The following is a 21,074-nucleotide window of genomic DNA, read 5'->3' on the forward strand; positions in this document are numbered from 1 at the left end:
ATTATAATCAATTAAATATTGTAAACAAAGTAAAGTGGAGTATACTCATACTGAAATTTGGAGGTAAGATATTTAAAAAAATTTCAAAAAAAAATTCAAAAAATAAAATTGAAGAAAAGCGAGGAAATATTATGAAATCAACAAAAAAAATGATTTTGGCAACTTTAATTGGAGTAATGGCTATTGCTTCTATCGGGTATTCAGCTACATCAAGATCTTTAAGAAAAACAACAAGCAAAACTGCAGTAACTTCTAAAAATTTGGTAAGAAAATTTAGCTGCAGCAGCAAAAGTGTGACAGTTGAAAATCTTTCTACAAATAAAGTTAGATTGACAGATGACAGCGGAAAAGTTTACAATTTGAAATTGACAAGATCTGCTAGTGGAGAATTGTATTCAGGAAATGGAGTTTCTATTCAAATAAAAGGAAATGAAGCTGTATTTACAGCAAAAGGAAGCGATGAAAGCTGTAATATGACAAGCGACACAAATTCAAATAAAGACCAAACTTCAAGTAAAAATTTATTAAGAAAATTTAGCTGTGATGGTTATCAAGATGTAACAGTTGAAAATGTTTCAACAGACAAAGTAAAATTAGCTAATGGTTATGGAAATATTTATAACTTAAGTTCATCAGTAGCTGCCAGTGGAGAAAAATATTCTGACGGAAATGTTTCAATTCATATGAAAGGAAATGAAGCTGTTTATACAGAAAATGGAAAAGATAAAAGTTGTACATTAAAAAGTACTGATCATGGTTCAATTGAAGAATAATAAATTTATTTAAAATTAAGTAAAAAAAAACATTTCAAAACAAGGAGTTTTTACTCCTTGTTCTTTTATAAATATTATATTTAAAAGTTAAGCTAAAAAAGTTAAACTAGGAGAAAAAATTATGAAAAAAATATTTGGAATTTTATTGATTGGTTTGTTATCAATGTCGTTGGAAGCGCATAGTAAAGATATGAGCAGGAAAGTGAAAAAGCCAGTGAGAGCAGAGCAAAATATTTCAATTAAAAATAGAAATGATAAAAATAATAATAAAAATTTAGATGAAGATTTTCCAGAGCAAAAAATGATTGGAATGCCTAATCCTGCTTCGGTGTATTGCATAAAACAAGGTGGGGAGTCAGTCATAGTGAAAGATAAAGATGGAAATGAATATGGAATCTGTAAATTTAAAGATGGAAAAGAAGTGGAAGAATGGGATTTTTACAGAAAAAATCATGATTTGACAGAAAAAGGTGTTCCTGAAAATAACAAAAAATAATTTTAAATATTAAAATTAATATTTTAAAAAATTAATTGAAAATAAAAGTTAAAAATAAAAATAAAAATAAAAGGTAATTGTTTAAAAGTGATTGCCTTTTAATTTAAACAGAATTTTATAGAATATCTTGAAAAACTTGTAAATTTTATAAAAAATTATAAAAAATGTGTTGACAAAATTGAAAAAATATATTATAATAATCAAGTAATTTAAATTTGCCCGAGTGGTGAAATTGGTAGACGCAACGGACTCAAAATCCGTCGATTTTATATCGTGCCGGTTCGACTCCGGCCTCGGGCACCAATTTTGAAAAGTTTCGGCGACATGGTCGAGGGGCTTAGGCAGCGGTCTGCAAAACCGTTTACACCAGTTCGAATCTGGTTGTCGCCTCCAATATAGATTTTTAGAAATGATTTGCTGTTTGGTAGTCATTTTTTTTTATTTTATTAAATAGTACAAGAACACTCGCGACTTTAGTCGTAAGATGAATTGTACGAAAATTTTAGTAAGCATATAGGGAAACTTGTATGTAGACACGGAGTAAAACCGTGCAATAAAGAAACTGAATTGCTGGGAACTCTTAAAGCTAGTATAACCACAACATAATACCTTCGTTCAAATATGGTATAAGTGTGAAGGTAGCGAAAGCAGAAAAAATATACTAGATGGTGCAAGGTTAAATCCTAAACATTATGATAATAGACAATCAGCAGCTAATCCTGAAAAGGAAAGTTCAACGACTATCCCTCGTGAGGGGAGTACAATACAAGCGATTGGTATTGGAAGTGGTTTCGCCTAAGTCCTTGAAATAGGATATGGATAAGATATAGTCTGTGCTTGTTAGAGATAACAAGAAGTTCAAGGCTAATCTCCTTAATTTATTAAGGAGTATATATGCCATGAGAACTGCATAAGTAGTAGCGAACTTATGTGAACGACGCTTCCCACTGTTGTGGGGTTTTAAAAACTTTAAAAATATTTAAAAATAAATAAATAAAAATATTACTTTTTTTGACAGATAAAATATAGAATACATGGTATAATATCTCTGATGAAAAGGAGGTGATATCTATGTATTTAACTTTAAAACAACAGGTAAAACATCTTAGCAAAAAGGAGTTTAGAAATTTAAAATATTTATCTCATGTAGCCAAGAACTTAACTAATGAAGCTATATATAATATTAGACAGTATTATTTTAATAAGAAAAAGTATTTAAGTTATAATGAAAACTATAAAATACTTAAAAACAGTGAGAACTATAAGAAGTTAAATTCTAATATGGCTCAACAAATTCTAAAAGAAGTAGACGGAAGTTTCAAATCATTTTTTGGACTTTTAAAACTTGCTAAAAATAGTCAATATGATAATAAGAAAATAAAATTACCTAAATATCTTGCTAAAGATGGATTTACAACTCTTGTTATAGGTTTTGTTAGATTAAAAGATGATATTCTGATAGTTCCTTATTCAAATTTGTTTAAGAAAACTCATCAGGAAGTTAAAATTAAGTTGCCACCTGTATTAAAAGACAAGAAGATAAAAGAGATTAGAATAATACCAAAACAACATTCTAGGTACTTTGAAATTCAATATACTTATGAAGTAAAAGAAGTTCAAAGGGAATTAAATGAAAACAATGCACTAGGAATTGATTTAGGTATAGATAATCTTTGTACTTGTGTTACAAATGCTGGAGTTTCATTCATAATAGATGGTAGAAAATTAAAATCAATAAATCAATACTATAATAAGATAAATGCAAAATTGCAAAGCATTAAAGATAAGCAAAAGATTAAGCGGACAACATTAAGGCAAAAGAGAATAGCTAGAAGGAGAAATAATCGTATAAATGATTATCTTTCAAAATCAGCAAGGATAATTGTAAATTATTGTCTTAATAATGATATAGGAAGAATAGTTCTAGGATATAACGAGAATTTTCAAAGAAAATCAAATATAGGGAGTATAAATAATCAAAACTTTGTGAATATACCATATGGAAAATTAAGAGATAAATTAATATATCTATGTAAACTATATGGAATAGAATTTAAGCTACAAGAAGAAAGTTATACATCAAAAGCAAGTTTCTTTGATGGAGATGAAATTCCAATATATGATAAAGAAAATCAAAAAAAATATATATTCAGTGGAAAAAGAATAAAAAGAGGACTATATCAAACAGGTGCAGGTAAACTCATAAATGCAGACTGTAATGGAGCATTAAATATTTTAAGAAAAAGTAAAGTTGTGGATTTAAGTATCCTATACAATAGAGGTGAACTGGACACGCCTAAAAGAATAAGGATAGCATAGGACTATCAAACTTCTTAGAAAATTTTTGAATATTTTTAAAGATTTTAGAACCCTGCGACTTTAGTCGTGGGAGATTCAGAGGAAAATTGTGGTATAATAAATAAAAAATTTAAATTATTGCGAGGGAGAAAAATCAATGGGAATAAATAAAAGGCTTGATTTGGGTGAAATTAGAGACAGAATTGATGAAATTGATAGCAAATTAGTGGAACTTCTGGAGGAAAGACTTACGATTGTTCAAGAAGTTGCACAGTTTAAAAAGCAGACTGGGAAAAAAATTTTTGATGAAGTTAGGGAAAAGGAAGTTGTTGTAAAAAATTTGAAGAAAGTAAAAAATGCGGAACTTTCTCACTATATAAAAATAATTTTTAAAGATATAATGAATTCCAGTAAAGAATATCAAAAATTTAAAATTGGAATTAGTACAAAATATATAAATGATTTGGATTTTTTTGACAAAAAGATAGGATATACTGGAGTTCCAGGGTCTTATGCGTATGAAGTTTTAATTAATTTACTGAAAAATAATAAAAAATTTGATGAAAAAGATTTGGAAAATAATAAAAATATTTTTAATTTTAAAAGTCATAAAGATTTGGTGGAAGCGGTAAATAGTAAAAAAATTGATATTGCAATTTTACCGATTGAAAATTCGATTGTGGGAGAAGTGCGGGATAGTATTGATTTGATTAATAAAAAAAGTATTCATATAATTGGAGAAGTTCAGCATAAAATTTCGCATAATTTGCTTGGAATAAAAGGTAGTAAAATTGAGGATATAAAAAATATTTATTCACATGAACAGGCATTTATGCAATGCTCGGAGTTTTTGGCTAAACATGACTGGAAACTTAATAAAATGTCGAATACGGCGATTGGAGCGAAATTTGTTTCAGAATGCAAAAATATTGAAAATGCTTGTATTGCGAATAAAAAAACTAAAGAAATGTATGATTTAGAAATTTTATGTGAAAATATTAATAATGAAAAAGAAAATTATACGAGATTTTTTGTCATTTCAAATGAGGACATTGTGCTTGACAAAAGTAATAAAATTAGTATTGTAACAAGTGTAAATGATAAGTCTGGAGCACTTGTGGAACTGCTTCAAATTTTTTATGAATATCATTTAAATATGGTAAATTTAAAATCTCGACCTCGTGAAAGTAAGCCATGGGAATATTATTTTTACATTGACTTTGAAGGGAACATTAAAAATGAAAATGTAAAAATGGCACTTGAAAAGATTAGGGAAAAATCAAATTATTTGCAAATATTGGGAAATTACAAAGTTTATAATTTACAATTAAATCAGTAAAATATTTAATTTGATTTAATTTATTTATTTAAAAAAGGATAAAAATAAAATATGAGATTAGATAAATTTTTGGCAAATTCTGGAATAGGGACAAGAAAAGAAGTCAAAATTATTTTGAAAAAAGGGAAAATAACAGTCAATGAAAAAATCGTAAAAGATGCAAAAATTCAAATTGACGAGATTAAAGATAATGTGAAAATTGAAGGTGAAAAAATTACTTATAAACCTTTTGTTTATATAATGATGAATAAACCAAGTGGAGTTATTAGCGCAACAGAAGATGGTAAACATAAAACTGTGATTGATTTACTTTGTGAAAAATATAAAAATTATAAAGTTTTTCCAGTTGGAAGACTGGACATTGACACGGAAGGTTTGCTTTTGCTCACAAATGACGGAGTTTTGGCACATAACTTACTCTCGCCGAAAAAGCATGTTGACAAAAAATATTATGTGGAGTTAAAAGAACCTTTGACAATTGAAAAAAAGGAAATTTTGGAAAATGGAATAAAATTGGAAGAAAATTTTGTGACAAAAAAGGCAAAAATCGAAATTATTGATAAAGATAAAGTTAAAGATAAAAATAAAAATATAGATATAAATATAAATACAAATGAAGTAAATTCGGTATTTATAACGATTTCGGAAGGGAAGTTTCATCAAGTTAAGAGGATGTTTAAGTTTGTTGAAAACGAAGTTTTATATTTGAAAAGGGTTAAAATGGGAAAACTTTTACTTCCTGAAGACTTGAAATTGGGAGAATATAGAGAACTGAGCGAAGAAGAAATGAATTTGATTTTAAATTAAATTTATTTAAAAAAAATAATTAATCGAAAAAAAATTTAAAATGTGTTATAATTGACAAAATAAAAGACGAAAATTTGGAAAGTGAGATAAAATGGAAAAATATGGACTTTTGGGAGAAAAATTAGGTCACAGTTATTCTAAAGAAATTCATGAGATTTTTTTTGAATTAACTGGGAAAAGTGCAAGTTATAAAATGATTGAAAGACAAATTGACGAGATTGCTCAATTGATGGAAGAGATAAAAAGTGGAAAATTTAATGGGATAAATGTCACAATTCCATATAAAGTGGAAGTGATTAAATATTTGGACGAAGTTTCTAAAATTGCAAAACAAATTGGAGCTGTGAATACAATCACTTGTAAAGATGGGAAATTAATTGGAGATAATTCTGATTATTTTGGATTTTTAAAAACTTTGAAAATTAATAATATTGATGTAGAAGGGAAAAAAGTTTTGGTACTTGGAACTGGTGGTGCTTCTAAGGCAATTTACAATGTTTTGATTGACAGTGGTGCTGAAAGTATCTATCTTGCTACAATTGAAGAAAATGATTCGTTTAAAGTGAGAACTAAAGATAGATTGATTCACTATTCAGCAGTTTCAGGACTTAAAAATATTGAGTTAATCGTAAATTGTACACCTGTGGGAATGTATCCGAATATAAATGACTGTCCATTAAATGACACAAATTTAATTGATACAAATGCCGTAGTTGACATTGTCTATAATCCTGAAGAAACTGTGCTTATGAAAAAGTATAGGCAAAAAGGTGTAAAAGTTATTTCAAATGGACTTATGATGCTTATTTCACAGGCGATAAAATCAGAAGAAATTTGGAACGAAGAAGAATATAGTGTGGAAATTTTAGAAAAAATTCACGCTAGATTGTCTGAAAAATTATATAAATAAATTTTAAAATTTTGAAATTTGAAAGGAAAAGAAAAAAATGATAAAAAAAATAGCACTGGCAATAATTTCTTTAAGTCTTGCAAATATAGGATTTTCTGTGACTAATCAAGAAATGATTGATGCTGGAAATGTATATCAAAAGAAAATTTTTGACAAATATTTTAATGGAGCACCTTTGGTTGCGGCTGATAATACGGCTTTGATGAATAAAGTTTATGCGGAAATAATGAGAAATTTGTATGGCGAAAACAGAGGTTATTTTGACAAGGAATTCGCAAGGCTAACTGGGAATAGAAGATCGGACTTTAGATCAATGTACGCTTATTACAGCGATTATGTTGTAGAATATCCAAAATTTTTGAAAAAAGCATTTGGAAACTTTTTGCAAGATGTGGGAGATATGCAGTCTTACACTTATACAAATACATATTTAATACTTGAAACTTTTAATCTGAATATGAATACATATTTGGAAGGCGAAAAAAATGCTGAAACAATTGACCAGAATGTGAACTCAGTTTATGACTATTTATATAGCATTGGAGATTCTAGAACAAAAGATGATTATAAAAAAATGTCAAGTGGTGAAATGGCACTTCTTGTAGACAAAGAGTACCAAAATTTGGAAAATATTTTGGATAGCCGTGCTGCGGAAGGAAAAATTGAAAAAAAAGCGGCTGCGGGTTCTAAATCGAGTTTGAAAAGATTAAAAAAACTTTATAGCAGTTACGACAGATATTTTGATAAATATATTGATGCTTCAAAATTATCGGCTGAAAATAAAGAAAAATTAAAAAAATTGGCAAAATTTGAAAATATTTCAAATCTTAAATTTATAGCGCAATCAATTGAAAAAAAAGATAAGGATAATGATAAAGCAAGTAACGAATAGGGAAAGGAGATAAAAATAGTTTTTTTAAATGTGTTGATAAATATTAAAAAGTATGTTATCATATTGATATGAATAAAATATATAAGCCAAATGAATTTGGTAAAATGATAGGAAGAAGTGTAAATACATTGCAAAGATGGGATAGAGAAGGCATATTAAAAGCACGGAGAACCCCAACAAACAGAAGATATTATACAGAAGAAGATTATTATAATATTATGGGTATTCAACAAGAAAATGCTGAAAATCAAGTAAACGATGTAATTATATATGCTCGTGTTTCTAACCAAAATCAAAAAGATGATTTGAAAAATCAAGTAGAATTTTTAAAAACATATGCTAATGCTAAAGGCTATATTGTTTCAAACATTATAACAGATATTGGAAGTGGGTTAAATTACAATAGAAAAGGATTTAATTCCATTTTATATTCTGAAAAAAAACAAACGATATTAATTTCTTATGAAGATAGATTTGTTAGATTTGGATATAGCTGGTTTGATAATTTCCTTAAATCAAAAGGAAGTGAAATTATTGTAGTAAATAATCAAACTTTATCACCACAGCAAGAACTTGTAGAAGATTTGATTTCGATTATTCATATTTTTTCTTGTAGAATATACGGACTTAGAAAATATAAAAAAAAGATAAAAAACGATGAAGAATTATAAAGGAATAAAAATTGAAATTAAACCTACAGCTGAACAGATTGAAAAAATTAACAGAACTATTGGGACAGGAAGATTTTTATATAATTTTTACATAGCATATAACAAAGAAATTTACGAAAAAGAAAAAAAATTTGTTACAGGATTTGAATTTTCAAAATATATAAATAATGTTTTTATAAAAGAAAATCCTAATAAATCTTGGATAAAAGATGTTTCATCAAAATCTAATAAACAAGCTATAATGAATAGTGAAAAAGCATTTAAAAGATTTTTTAACAAAATATCAAATTTTCCAAAATTTAAAAAGAAAAGTCATAATAATCAAAAATGTTATTTTTTTAAAAATAATAAAACTGATTTTGAATTTTATAGACATAAAATAAAAATTCCCACTTTAAAATTTGTAAGATTAAAAGAATATGGATATATTCCTAAAAATGCAAGTATAAAAAGTGCTACAATTTCAAAAGAAGGTGATCGGTACTTTTTGTCGCTTATTTTAGAAATGAAAAAAGAAATTAAAAATTCAATTTCAAAAAAATTGGAAACTAAAGAAGGAATAGGAATTGATTTAGGAATAAAAGATTTTGCAATTTGTTCTGATGGACAAGTTTTTAAGAATATTAATAAAACTTTTAAAGTTAGAAAAATTGAAAAAAAACTAAAAAGAGAGCAAAGAAAAAAATCAAGGAAATATTTGTCTTGCAAAAAAATGGAAAAAATCTTTATGAATGTAAAAATTTTCAAAAACAAAAATTAGTAATAGCTAAATTGTTTTTTAAATTAAATTGTATTAGAAATGATTATATTAATAAAGTTGTTAATATGTTAACAAAAACCAAGTTAAAATGTATAACAATAGAAGATTTGAAAGTTTCTAATATGATGAAAAATAGGCATTTGTCAAAGGCAATTTCACAACAAAAATTTTATGAATTTAGAACAAAACTTTTGAATAAATGCAAAGAAAACAATATTGAATTAAGAATTGTAAGCACATTTTATCCAAGTTCTAAATTATGTAGTAATTGTGGACATAAGAAGCAAGATTTGAAATTAAAAGATAGAATTTATAAATGTAGCTGTTGTGGAATTGAAATGGATAGAGATTTTAACGCTAGTCTTAATCTAAAAAATGCTGAAAATTATAAGATTTTAGCATAATAAATAATATATTCTAAATAAAAAAAGAAGGAGAATGCTACAATTTAGTGAAACAGAATATATTATATGTACCGATGGCTAGTCGGGAATTTACGGCTGTGGAGAGCAAAAACAAATACGAGTAGATATTTTTTATCAAAAGTATGTTCGTTGAAGCAGCAACATTCTAGTGTATTGAATATATTTTAATACATTTTTAGTAGCAGAGTTTTAAGATGAATGAAAAAGATAAAGTTTATGGAGTGAAAAGTCCAATTCAGCCAGATGAAAATTCGACTTTTGTAAAAGCGTCTGATGTGGAAATTTCACAAAATAATAATTTTGATTTTAGAATATATAATGAGTTGGATGATTTTGCGGCGGAAGTTTTGGAAGGCGAAAAATTATTGGATTATATAAATAATAGAAGAGAGTATTTTTTTGAGCCAAAGGAAGCGATTTTTAATGCTTTTGGAGAAGAAGAACCAGGTGAAGCGATTGAGACATTTTCAGATTTTTACTATCAATATTTAGCTAAAAAGGCGGATAGCTTTTTGTATAAATTTATGTCAAAAGGTTATACAGAAGGGTTGAAAAAATTAGTTGAGAAAAAGGGGATTGATCCAAATAAACTTGATGTAAACTGGGAGAGCATAAAATCTAAAGAAGAAAAATATGAAGAATCATTGATTGATATTTTGTATGCAATTTTAAATTATGAATTAAAAGCATACGGAATGGAAATTTTTGGAATAAATATGGGTTATGAATCAACTTTGTACTTTATAATTCCAGAAAAATCTTTCCTTAGATTAAATAAAGAAGCACAGTTATTTACAATTTTTGATATAAGTTTTCTTGAAACAATTTACAATGAAATTTATGAAGTAACTGGCGACCTTGGTATTGAAAATGTGGAAATTGGAGATTTTATAGAAAAAAAAGATGACAATGAATATCATACTTTGTTTGCAGATAGTTCTAAAAACTGCATAATAAAAGATATTGACGAAGATGATGAAACAATGGTAAAAATTATACTTTAATTGGGGGATAAAAATATTATGATAAATTTTGAAACAAAAGATATGAATTTACTTTACAGTATTTTAAATCTTAAACTTAGAGATGAATTTAAAGATTTAGATGATTTAGTAAATTATTATGGAAAAAATAAAACTGAAATTTTGGATAAAATGGAAAAAGCAGGGTATTTTTATTAAATAGTACAAGAACACTTGCGACTTTAGTCGTGAGATGAATTGTACGAAAATTTTAGTAAGCATATAGGGAAACTTGTATGTAGACACGGAGCAAAACCGTGCAACAAAGAAACTGAACTGCTGGGAACTCTTAAAGCTAGTATAACCACAACATAATACCTAGGTAATAATATATGGTATAAGTGTGATGGTGGCGAAAGCAGAAAAAATATACTAGATGGTGCAAGGTTAAATCCTAAACATTATGATAATAGACAATCAGCAGCTAATCCTGAAAAGGAAAGTTCAACGACTATCCCTCGTGAGGGGAGTACAATACAAGCGATAGGTATTGGAAGTGGTTTCGCCTAAGTCCTTGAAATAGGATATGGATAAGATATAGTCTGTGCTTGTTAGAGATAACAAGAAGTTCATAAGAGAACTGCATAAATGGTAGCGTATTTATGTGAACGACGCTTCCCACTGTTGTGGGGTTTTAAAAACTTTAAAAATATTTAAAAATAAATAAAAATATTACTTTTTTTGACAGATAAAATGTAGAATACATGGTATAATATCTCTGATGAAAAGGAGGTGATATCTATGTATTTAACTTTAAAACAACAAGTAAAACATCTTAGTAAAAAAGAGTTTAGAAATTTAAAATATTTATCTCATATAGCCAAGAACTTAACTAATGAAGCTATATATAATGTTAGACAACACTATTTTCAAAATAAAAAGTATTTAAGTTATAATGAAAACTATAAAATGCTTAAAAACAGTGAGAATTACAAGAAATTAAATTCTAATATGGCTCAACAAATTCTAAAAGAAGTAGACGGAAGTTTTAAATCGTTCTTTGCACTTTTAAAACTTGCTAAGAATGGTCAATATAATTTTAAAGATATAAAATTACCTAAATATCTTGCTAAAGATGGATTTACAACTCTTATTATAGGTTTTGTAAGATTAAAAGATGATATTCTGATAGTTCCTTATTCAAATTCGTTTAAGAAAACTCATCAGGAAGTTAAAATTAAGCTGCCACCAGTATTAAAAGACAAGAAGATAAAAGAGATTAGAATAATACCAAAACAACATTCTAGGTACTTTGAAATTCAATATACTTATGAAGTGGAAGAAGTTCAAAGGGAATTAAATGAAAATAATGCACTAGGAATTGATTTAGGTATAGACAATCTGTGTACTTGTGTAACTAATAATGGAGCATCATTCATAATAGATGGTAGAAAATTAAAATCAATAAATCAATACTATAATAAGACAAATGCAAAATTGCAAAGCATTAAAGATAAGCAAAAGATAGAGCATATAACATTAAGGCAAAAGAGAATAACTAGAAAGAGAAATAATCGTATAAATGATTATCTTTCAAAAGCAGCAAGAATAATTGTAAATTATTGTCTTAATAATGATATAGGAAAACTAGTTCTAGGATATAATGAAGATTTTCAAAGAAAATCAAATATTGGAAGTATAAATAATCAAAACTTTGTAAATATACCATATGGAAAATTAAGAGATAAATTAATATATCTATGTAAACTATATGAAATAGAATTTAAACTGCAAGAAGAGAGTTATACATCAAAAGCAAGTTTCTTTGATGGAGATGAAATTCCAATATACGATAAAGAAAATCAAAAAGAATATATATTCAGTGGAAAAAGGATAAAAAGAGGACTATATCAAACAAGCATAGGTAAACTCATAAATGCAGATTGTAATGGAGCATTAAACATATTAAGGAAAAGTAAAGTTGTGGATTTAAGTATCCTATACAATAGAGGTGAGCTGGACATGCCTAAAAGAATAAGGGTAGTGTAAAGCTATCAAACTTCTTAGAAAATTTTTGAATATTTTTAAAGATTTTAGAACCCTGCGACTTTAGTCGTGGGAGGTTCAGAATAAAGAAGAAAATCAATTTAAAAGGAAATAGGAGAAAACACATTATATGAAAAATATTATTTTAATCGGAATGCCTGCGTGTGGAAAAAGCACGATAGGAAGTTTACTGTCAAATAAAATTGATTTTGAATTTTATGATGCGGATAAATATTTGGAAGAGTGTGAAAATAGAGAAATATCGGATATTTTTTCGGAAGATGGAGAAGATTATTTTAGAGAACTGGAAACTAAGTATTTGGAAGAATTGTCGAAAAAAAATGGAATAATTATCTCAACTGGCGGTGGAGCTGTAAAAAAAGAAAAAAATATGGAAATTGTGAAAAAAAATGGGATTGTCATATTTTTGAATAGAAATTTGGAAAGCATTGCGAAAGAAAATCATGAAGCTAGACCGCTTCTTAAAAATTTAGACAATTTAAAAAATTTATATAACGAAAGAATAAAACTTTATCATAAATATTCTGATATTGTTGTGGAAAATGACGATGATATGGAAGTTATCATAAATAGAATTGTCATGGCACTAAAAGGTAAAATATAGAAGAAGGCTGGAAAATTGGATGAAAAAGATATGGATTATAAATGGACCTAATTTAAATTTTTTGGGAATTAGAGAAAAAGGAATTTACGGGAATGACGACTATGAGAGTGTTTGTGAATATATAAAGAGACAATTTAACTTAAGAAGTCCAAAAGAAGTGGAAATTGAAATTTTTCAATCAAATTACGAAGGGAAAATAATTGACATATTGCAGTCAGCTTATTTTGAGAAAATCGATGGAATTGTGATAAATCCAGGAGCATTTACACATTACAGCTATGCGATTTTTGACGGAATTAAGTCAATTCAGATTCCTACGGTTGAAGTTCATTTGAGTAATATTCACGAACGGGAAGACTTTAGAAAAATATCAGTTACAGCACCTGCGTGTGTTGCACAAATTTATGGAAAAGGTAAAGACGGATATGTCGAAGCTGTTAAATTTTTGTTAGAAAAATAGGAAAGTAGGAATTGCAAAATGGAAGAAAATAATAAAAGTGTGGAAATCTGCAGAATAGCACTAAAATTAGCGATTTCATCTCGAGAAGAAGAACGGGAACTTGTGAAAAGTTATAGGTTGAAAGGAATAAAGACGGCGGCAGTCGATGTCGGTGGAGTTATGCCAAATTCACGGTTTAAATTTATTGAAAATGCGCTTATTGCAGCGAAAAGAAATAATCTGATACAGGATGTTCATGTTCACGACGGAGCAATTATTGGAGCCATGCGAGAAGCTATGAGTCAAATTGAAACAATTATAAACGGACTTAGCGTCGGTGGAAAAATAGGAATTGCTCGTTCTGGAGAACATTTGTCAGTCGCTATTTTTTTGAGCGTTGGAATTTTGCAGTTTAACGAAGTCATAACTTCGGTTGCACATCGTTCAGTTTCCGTCTTGGAAAATGAAAAATAAAAAAAAAGAAAGCTCAAACTGCATTGGTGTGAGCTTTTTTTGGTAAATAAAAAATATTTAAATTAAAAAGATAGATAAATAAAAAATTAAAAGAGGTACTTATTAAATGAAAAAAATATTAATTTTTTTGATAATTTTATCAAATTTAACTTTTGGAACACAAAATTTTTCTGCAAATTCGAAGGTGTTAGATAAGATAGAGGCTGAAGTAACAAAAGAACTTGAAAGAGGAAATAATGAGAAGGCTATATCAATATTAAAAAAATCAATTTCGGAAAATCCTGAGAAATCGGTTTTTCTAAAAATAGTGTTAGGAATGATTTATATTGACATGGAAAGGAATAGTGAAGCTGAAAAAGAGTTTAATGAAGCTGTGGAATTGCAGAAAAAATATCCATTTTTTGATGAAAATGGGAAAAAACAGGATGTGAAACTGATAATTGGATCAATATATTTTGGAGCTGAAGATACTAAAAATGCATTAAAATGGCTAAAACAAGTTGATGATAAAGATTTTAATGAAATTCTTGACAATCAGAAAGGCTTAAAAGACTATATCTTAGGTATTTTAAATTATAAGGAAGACAACATTGAAGAAGCAAAAAAAAATCTTTTGAAATCGTATATTTATGATGAGGACGGTCTCTCAGAAAATATTTTGGGTCAGATTTATATCGATGAAGGAAATCAAAAAGAAGCTCAAAAGTGGTTTTTAAAATCAGCAAGTAAAGGAAATTCAGGAGGCCAAGCAAATTTAGGTTTTCTTTATCAGATGCTGGGAGATAAAGAAAAAGCTTTAAAATGGATGACAAAAGCTCTTGAAACAGCGAAAAAAGAAAAAAATGCAGAGGAGGTAAAAGAGATACAGGAAATGATTGAGAGTGTTAAAAATAATTAAATTTGTTCTGATTGATATTTATAAAATTAGAAAAAATTTTAAAATCAAAAAAATTAGAAATTTTAGGGATAAATTTTTAATTCTAATATTTTTTATTTATCCCCCAATATTTTATTTCGTTTATAAAAATAAAAAATATTATGTGAGATAAAAATTTATTTTATAGAATAAATTAAATTGCAGGAAAGGAAAAATTTAGTATGAAAAAATATTTTATTTTATTGTCGATAGCTATAAATTTAGGTTTAGGAATCCAAGGATTCTCGGCAATGACAAAATCAGAAAAAGAAAAACTGGAAAATCAAATAAATAAAGCGTATGAAAAGAAAGATACAAAAACTGGAAAAAGTTTAATTGTAAAATATTTGAATGAGTTTCCAGATGATGCTGGTTATTTAAATATGTTAGGCACTTTGTATGACGATGAAGAAAATTATAAGGAAGCTGAAAAGTGGTATTTAAAAGCTATTGATAAAGGGAGTCTAATTGCAATCTCAAATTTGGCGTATAACTATATTGAGTTGGAAGATTATGCAAAAGCGATAAAATACTATAAGGAATACGCAAAAGTGGCAGATAATCCCGATAATTATTACTGGATGGGGTTTGCATATTCATATTTGGAAGACTATAAGAATGCAAAAGAGTGGTACTTAAAAGCTGTTAAAACTGATGAAGGCGGTTTTTCAGAAAATCAATTGGGAGTAATTTTTGATGACGAAGGAAATCAGAAGGAAGCTATGAAATGGTATTTAGCTTCTATAAAAAAAGGGGATTTGTGGGCGTACAATAATTTAGCTGTAGATTACATTGCGTTAGGCGATTATGAAAATGCTAAAGAATGGCTGGAAAAAGGCTTGGAATTGATTAAAAAATCAAGCGATTATTCAGATAACTTGGAATTACAAAAAAGTCTAAAAGAAAATTTAGATTATATTAAAAAAGCAAAATAAAAAAAGATATTTCTTGAAGTTGAGAAAATTTAAACTTTTATTTTAAAATAAAAAGAGGTGATAAAATTGGATTTTAAGCTACATTCAGAATTTAGTCCGACTGGAGATCAGCCAAAAGCGATTGAAAAGATTGTGGAAAATTTGGAAAATGGGATTACAGATCAGATTTTACTTGGGGTTACAGGGTCTGGAAAGACATTTACAGTTGCAAATGTCATTGAAAAGATAAATAGACCAGCGCTGATTATGGCACCTAACAAAACTTTGGCGGCACAACTTTACAACGAATATAAAAATTTTTTTCCAGAAAACGCTGTGGAATATTTTGTCTCGTATTACGACTATTATCAGCCAGAAGCGTATATTATGGCAACGGATACATACATTGAAAAGGATTCGTCAATTAACGATGAAATTGACAAAATGCGTCATGCGGCAACTGCGGCACTTTTGAATCGAAGAGATGTCATAATTGTCGCATCAGTTTCAGCAATTTATGGTTTGGGATCGCCAGAAGCATATAAAGAAAAGTCGATTCCAATTGATGTAGAAACTGGAATTGAGCGAGATGAGCTTATAAAACGGCTTATTTCACTTAGATACGAAAGAAACGATATTTCTTTTGAGCGTTCTAAATTTCGTGTGAAAGGGGATATTTTGGACTTGTATCCGTCTTATCAGGACACGGCTTATAGATTTGAGTTTTTTGGGGACGACTTAGAAAGTATTTTTGAAATACATCCGCTTACAGGACAAAAAATTCGAGAAGTAAAAAGACTTACGATAATGCCGGCAACACATTATTTAACAACAGAAGATACAAAAAATATGCTTACAGAGATAAGAAAAGAAATGGAAGCAAGAGTTCACGAGTTTAGAGATAAAAATAAATTAGTTGAAGCTCAGAGAATAGAGCAGCGGACAAAATATGACTTGGAAATGATTGAAGAAATTGGTTATTGTAAAGGAATAGAAAATTATTCGAGATATTTGACTGGAAAAAATGCTGGAGAAGAACCTGATACGCTGATTGATTACTTTCCTGATGATTTGGTTGTGTTTTTGGACGAGTCGCATATTTCTGTACCGCAGATAAATGGGATGTATAAAGGGGATAGAGCGAGAAAACAGTCGCTTATTGATAATGGGTTTAGACTTCCAAGTGCATTTGACAACAGACCACTAAAATTTGAAGAGTTTTTTGCAAAAGTTCCACAAGCGGTGTATATTTCGGCAACTCCAAGTGATTATGAGATTGAGCACTCAAAAGGGGAAATTGTGGAACAGTTAATTCGTCCGACAGGAGTTGTTGAGCCAAGTATAGACATTCGTCCGACTGAAAATCAAATTGATGATTTGATGGATGAAATCAAGGTTAGAGTCGCCAAAAAAGAAAGAGTTCTCGTTACAACGCTTACAAAAAAAATGGCGGAAGAGCTTACGGATTATTATTTGGACTACGGGATAAAAATAAAATATATGCACTCGGACATTGATACGATTGAGAGAACTGAAATAATAAGAGGACTTAGAAAAGGTGAATTTGATGTCTTGGTTGGAATAAATCTTTTGAGAGAAGGACTTGATATTCCAGAAGTTTCACTTGTTGCGATTTTGGAAGCTGATAAAGAAGGGTACTTGCGTTCAAGAAGATCGCTTATTCAAACAATGGGAAGAGCTGCAAGAAATGTGGAAGGAAGTGTAATCTTGTACGCTGACAGAATGACGGATAGCATGAAAGAAGCAATAACTGAAGTGGAAAGACGGCGAAAAATTCAAGAGCAGTACAACAAAGAAAATGGAATTAATCCAAAATCAATAAAAAGAAAAATCGATGCGGCGTTAGTTGACTATGAATTAGAAAAAGAAGAAGAAGTCAAAAAGGTTGCTAAAAATTATAAAAATACAAAAGAAATTGAAAAAGAAGTGAAAAAAATGGAGAAAAAAATAAAAGAATTATCAGAAGAGCTTAATTTTGAAGAAGCGATTAAAGTGAGAGATAAAATGAATGAATTAAAAAAAGTTTTGATGGAATTATAAAAAAAAATTATTTAATAATAAAATAACAAGGGATCTTGACTTCTTGCTAAAAAGTGGTAAGTGAAGAAAAATATTGTTACTTAAATTTTTTAAGAATCAAAATAAAAAGATTAAATAAAAATAAATTAGGAGAGTGAAAAAAATGATAAAAGTATACCATTATCCAAAATGCACAACTTGTAAAAGAGCGTTGAAATGGCTTAAAGAAAATAATGTTGAATGTGAAAAAAGGGACATTAAAGAGCAGCCACCAGTATTTGAAGAAATGAAAGAAATTTACAAAAAAAGTGGATTGCCACTAAAAAAATTTTTTAATACGAGCGGACTTGTTTATAAAGAGTTGAAATTAAAAGATAAATTAGCTGACATGTCAGAAGACGAGCAGTTAAAACTGCTTTGCTCAAATGGAATGCTTATTAAAAGACCGCTTGTTATCGGAAATGATTTTATCTTAGTTGGATTTAAGGAAAACGAATGGGAAAAAGTTTTTAAAAATTGAAAAAGCAAGTAAACTGTGATATACTCTAATAATAAAACAGTAAAAATGAAAGAAGGTTTATAAATATGGCACAGACACCGCTGATGAAACAATATACAGAAATTAAAGAAAATTTTCGTGACTGTATATTGTTTTTTAGACTGGGTGATTTTTATGAGATGTTTTTTGAAGATGCGATTACGGCTTCAAAGGAGCTGGGACTGACGCTTACTTCAAGAAATAGGGAAAAGGGGATGGATGTTCCATTAGCTGGAATTCCATTTCACTCGGCAAATTCATATATTTCTAAGATGGTTGCAAAAGGTTATAAAGTGGCAATTTGCGAACAGGTGGAAGATCCAAAAACGGCAAAAGGGATTGTAAAACGAGAAGTTGTCAATATTATAACGCCGGGAACGATTATGGATATTGAATCTTTGGACGAGAAAAGTAATAATTATTTGATGAGTATATTGGAAGAAAATAATAAAGTTGGGATTTCATATATTGATATAACAACTGGGGAATTTAAAGTTACTGAGATTGAAAAAGATGAAAATTATATAAAATTATTTAACGAACTTAATAAAATTGAGCCAAAGGAAGTTTTGATTACTGAAGATTTTTATAAAATTATCAAAGAAAAAATGGATGATTTTACGCAAAAAAATGATTCTCTTGTAACTTTTTCTGAAAAAGTTAGGGATAGCGAGAAATTTTTAACTGATTATTTTAAAGTTATGTCACTAGAAAGTTATGGGATAAAAAATAAAAAAGTTGTTATAAATGCTGCTGCAATGGCACTTTTTTATGTGATGGAAATGCAGGTTGGAAATGATTTGACAGTTGAAAAAATGGAATTTATAAATGTTTCAAATTATGCAGAAATTAATTCAATTACTCAAAAAAACTTAGAACTTTTGAAAAATCAGAGAGAAAAGACTGTTTATGGCTCACTTTTGTGGGTTCTTGACAAATGTAAAACTTCGATGGGGACAAGGCTTTTAAAAAGATTTATAAATAATCCGCTTCTTGATATAAAAGAAATTGAAAAAAGACAAAATGATGTGGAATGTTTTTTAAAGAATATTTTGTTAAGAGAAGACTTGCGGGAAATATTGGAAGAAGTTTACGATTTGGAGCGGCTAGTTGGGAAAATCGTTTTTGGGAACGAAAATGGACGAGATTTGGTGGCGCTGAAAAAGACGATAAAATCATCACTTAAAATTATGAATTTATTAAAAGAATATGATTTTTTTAGTGAGATAGATGCGCAAAAGCTTTTTGAGTGTTTTCAAATGATTGAAGAGAGCATAAATGAAGATGCGCCGTTTTCCGTGAGAGAAGGAAATATTATAAAAAGTGGCTTTAATCGAGAACTTGACGAAATTCGAAATATTATGAATTCTGGAAAAGATTTTCTTTTGGAAATTGAAAAGCGGGAAAAAGAGAAAACTGGAATAAAAAATATGAAAATAAAATATAACAAAGTTTTTGGATATTTTATCGAAATAACAAAATCAAATTTGAATTTAGTGCCAGAAAGTTATATAAGAAAGCAAACTTTGACAAATTCAGAGAGATTTGTAACTCCAGAGCTTAAGAAATATGAAGATACGATTATTAATGCAAAAGCTAAAATTGAAGATTTGGAATATCATCTTTTTAAGGAAATTAGCACTAAAATTAAAGAAAAAAGACATATTTTGACAAGACTTGCGGAAATACTTTCTTATCTTGATGTAGTTGTGTCTTTTGCGGTTATTGCGACTGAAAATAATTATGTGAAACCTGAAATTTGCGAAAGTTATGATTTTGAAATAAAAGGTGGGCGTCATCCAGTTGTGGAAAAACTTATTGGAAGAAACGATTATGTTGAAAATGATACTTTTTTGAGTGAAACGGAGAGCTTTGTGATTTTGACAGGGCCTAATATGTCGGGAAAGTCGACTTACATGAAGCAGATTGCACTAATTTCAATTATGGCTCAAATTGGTTCATTTGTTCCAGCAAAAAGTGCAAAACTTTCAATCGTTGACAAATATTTGACTCGAATTGGTGCGTCAGACGATATTTTATCAGGACAAAGTACATTTATGGTGGAAATGAGCGAAGTTTCAAATATTTTGAACAATGCGACAAAAAATAGCCTTGTGATTTTGGATGAAGTTGGAAGAGGAACTTCGACTTTTGATGGAATTTCAATTGCAACAGCAATTTCGATTTATATTCACGACAAAATTGGAGCAAAAACTGTATTTGCAACACATTATCACGAACTTACTGACCTTGCGTCAAAATTTAAAAATATAAAAAATTATCGGATTGAAGTTGATGAAAAAAATGGAAAAATTATGTTTTTGAGAAATATTGTAAAAGGTGGTGCTGATAAGTCGTATGGAATTGAAGTTGCAAGACTTGCGGGACTTCCAAAGGAAATTTTGAGTGAAGGAAAAAGGTTTTTAAAGCGGCTGGAGCAGAAAAAGGAGCTTATAGAAAAGACAATAGATGTGACACAGCTCTCACTTTTTTCTAAGAATGAAGAAATTCTTGAAGTTTGTGAAGAAAATCAAGGATTTGAGAATAACACGGAAACAACAAATAATTTTTACAAAGAAGAAATTTTTGAAATAAAAAAAGAAAAAGAAAATATAGAAAGAGAAAAAGAAACTTTAAAAAAAATTGTTTTAGATATTGAAAATTATGATGTAAATAATGTGACTCCGATGGAAGCGATGAAATTTCTGTTTGAGTTAAAAGAAAAAATAAAAAAAGATAATTAGGAGAA

General features: G+C 28.4%; 23 protein-coding genes and 2 tRNA genes. All 25 read left to right on the forward strand.

What is annotated here, in order from left to right; all coding sequences use genetic code 11:
• Positions 1-131 precede the first annotated feature (131 nt).
• The 25 genes from J5A73_RS02480 to mutS all read left to right on the forward strand — a co-directional run bounded on the left by J5A73_RS02480 (position 132) and on the right by mutS (position 21,069).
• Complete coding sequence (locus tag J5A73_RS02480) at positions 132-773, forward strand: MliC family protein (protein ID WP_211616323.1); 642 nt, start codon at positions 132-134, stop codon at positions 771-773.
• A 121-nt stretch (positions 774-894) separates the two neighbouring features.
• Positions 895-1,269 (forward strand): DUF333 domain-containing protein, encoded by a 375-nt coding sequence (locus tag J5A73_RS02485; RefSeq protein ID WP_211616325.1) that lies wholly within the window; start codon positions 895-897, stop codon positions 1,267-1,269.
• Between the two features lie 217 nt (positions 1,270-1,486).
• Positions 1,487-1,572, forward strand: a tRNA-Leu gene (locus J5A73_RS02490).
• Positions 1,573-1,587: 15 nt separating this feature from the next.
• Positions 1,588-1,662, forward strand: a tRNA-Cys gene (locus J5A73_RS02495).
• A gap of 96 nt (positions 1,663-1,758) precedes the next feature.
• Positions 1,759-1,875, forward strand: coding sequence for a MarR family transcriptional regulator (locus J5A73_RS02500; protein ID WP_211616327.1), 117 nt, complete (start codon positions 1,759-1,761; stop codon positions 1,873-1,875).
• Positions 1,876-2,340: 465 nt separating this feature from the next.
• Positions 2,341-3,588, forward strand: coding sequence for an RNA-guided endonuclease TnpB family protein (locus tag J5A73_RS02505; protein ID WP_211616329.1), 1,248 nt, complete (start codon positions 2,341-2,343; stop codon positions 3,586-3,588).
• Between the two features lie 136 nt (positions 3,589-3,724).
• On the forward strand, positions 3,725-4,906 hold the full coding sequence (locus J5A73_RS02510) for a chorismate mutase (RefSeq protein WP_211616331.1): 1,182 nt from the start codon (positions 3,725-3,727) through the stop codon (positions 4,904-4,906).
• A 51-nt stretch (positions 4,907-4,957) separates the two neighbouring features.
• Positions 4,958-5,713, forward strand: coding sequence for a pseudouridine synthase (locus J5A73_RS02515; RefSeq protein WP_211616333.1), 756 nt, complete (start codon positions 4,958-4,960; stop codon positions 5,711-5,713).
• A 91-nt stretch (positions 5,714-5,804) separates the two neighbouring features.
• Positions 5,805-6,623: a shikimate dehydrogenase gene (gene aroE, locus J5A73_RS02520; protein WP_211616335.1), complete on the forward strand. Its 819-nt coding sequence runs from the start codon at positions 5,805-5,807 to the stop codon at positions 6,621-6,623.
• A 37-nt stretch (positions 6,624-6,660) separates the two neighbouring features.
• Positions 6,661-7,515, forward strand: coding sequence for a hypothetical protein (locus J5A73_RS02525; RefSeq protein WP_211616337.1), 855 nt, complete (start codon positions 6,661-6,663; stop codon positions 7,513-7,515).
• A gap of 68 nt (positions 7,516-7,583) precedes the next feature.
• Positions 7,584-8,186: an IS607 family transposase gene (locus J5A73_RS02530; protein WP_211616339.1), complete on the forward strand. Its 603-nt coding sequence runs from the start codon at positions 7,584-7,586 to the stop codon at positions 8,184-8,186.
• Positions 8,173-8,946, forward strand: a complete 774-nt coding sequence (locus tag J5A73_RS02535) for an RNA-guided endonuclease TnpB family protein (RefSeq protein WP_256438646.1) — start codon at positions 8,173-8,175, stop codon at positions 8,944-8,946. The genes J5A73_RS02530 and J5A73_RS02535 overlap by 14 nt, the downstream gene beginning before the upstream one ends.
• Complete coding sequence (locus J5A73_RS10640; protein ID WP_256438647.1) at positions 8,889-9,350, forward strand: RNA-guided endonuclease TnpB family protein; 462 nt, start codon at positions 8,889-8,891, stop codon at positions 9,348-9,350. The genes J5A73_RS02535 and J5A73_RS10640 overlap by 58 nt, the downstream gene beginning before the upstream one ends.
• Before the next feature lie 215 nt (positions 9,351-9,565).
• Positions 9,566-10,375 carry a hypothetical protein gene (locus J5A73_RS02540; RefSeq protein ID WP_249069359.1) on the forward strand — a complete coding sequence of 270 codons (810 nt, stop codon included), beginning with the start codon at positions 9,566-9,568 and terminating at the stop codon, positions 10,373-10,375.
• A gap of 18 nt (positions 10,376-10,393) precedes the next feature.
• Positions 10,394-10,552, forward strand: a complete 159-nt coding sequence (locus J5A73_RS02545) for a DUF4250 domain-containing protein (RefSeq protein WP_211616341.1) — start codon at positions 10,394-10,396, stop codon at positions 10,550-10,552.
• Positions 10,553-10,591: 39 nt separating this feature from the next.
• A complete protein-coding gene (locus tag J5A73_RS02550; RefSeq protein ID WP_080667958.1) occupies positions 10,592-10,708 on the forward strand; it encodes a MarR family transcriptional regulator in 117 nt (38 codons plus the stop codon).
• Between the two features lie 426 nt (positions 10,709-11,134).
• Positions 11,135-12,382, forward strand: a complete 1,248-nt coding sequence (locus J5A73_RS02555; RefSeq protein WP_211616343.1) for an RNA-guided endonuclease TnpB family protein — start codon at positions 11,135-11,137, stop codon at positions 12,380-12,382.
• A 127-nt stretch (positions 12,383-12,509) separates the two neighbouring features.
• Entirely contained in the window at positions 12,510-13,004 is a 495-nt protein-coding gene (locus tag J5A73_RS02560; protein WP_211616345.1) for a shikimate kinase, read from the forward strand.
• A 19-nt stretch (positions 13,005-13,023) separates the two neighbouring features.
• Positions 13,024-13,464 (forward strand): type II 3-dehydroquinate dehydratase, encoded by a 441-nt coding sequence (locus J5A73_RS02565; RefSeq protein WP_211616347.1) that lies wholly within the window; start codon positions 13,024-13,026, stop codon positions 13,462-13,464.
• Positions 13,465-13,482: 18 nt separating this feature from the next.
• Complete coding sequence (locus J5A73_RS02570) at positions 13,483-13,917, forward strand: HutP family protein (protein WP_211616349.1); 435 nt, start codon at positions 13,483-13,485, stop codon at positions 13,915-13,917.
• A 106-nt stretch (positions 13,918-14,023) separates the two neighbouring features.
• The gene (locus J5A73_RS02575; RefSeq protein ID WP_211616351.1) at positions 14,024-14,815 is read left to right on the forward strand and encodes a lipopolysaccharide assembly protein LapB; all 792 of its coding nucleotides are present in this window, start codon (positions 14,024-14,026) and stop codon (positions 14,813-14,815) included.
• Between the two features lie 200 nt (positions 14,816-15,015).
• On the forward strand, positions 15,016-15,768 hold the full coding sequence (locus J5A73_RS02580) for a tetratricopeptide repeat protein (RefSeq protein WP_211616352.1): 753 nt from the start codon (positions 15,016-15,018) through the stop codon (positions 15,766-15,768).
• Between the two features lie 66 nt (positions 15,769-15,834).
• Positions 15,835-17,808, forward strand: a complete 1,974-nt coding sequence (gene uvrB / locus J5A73_RS02585) for an excinuclease ABC subunit UvrB (protein WP_305798729.1) — start codon at positions 15,835-15,837, stop codon at positions 17,806-17,808.
• A 142-nt stretch (positions 17,809-17,950) separates the two neighbouring features.
• Positions 17,951-18,307 (forward strand): arsenate reductase family protein, encoded by a 357-nt coding sequence (locus tag J5A73_RS02590; RefSeq protein WP_211616354.1) that lies wholly within the window; start codon positions 17,951-17,953, stop codon positions 18,305-18,307.
• Positions 18,308-18,372: 65 nt separating this feature from the next.
• Positions 18,373-21,069 carry a DNA mismatch repair protein MutS gene (mutS, locus tag J5A73_RS02595; protein WP_211616356.1) on the forward strand — a complete coding sequence of 899 codons (2,697 nt, stop codon included), beginning with the start codon at positions 18,373-18,375 and terminating at the stop codon, positions 21,067-21,069.
• Positions 21,070-21,074 lie beyond the last annotated feature (5 nt).

Origin of the sequence: Leptotrichia sp. oral taxon 218, from assembly GCF_018128225.1 — a bacterium.
Classification (GTDB): domain Bacteria; phylum Fusobacteriota; class Fusobacteriia; order Fusobacteriales; family Leptotrichiaceae; genus Leptotrichia.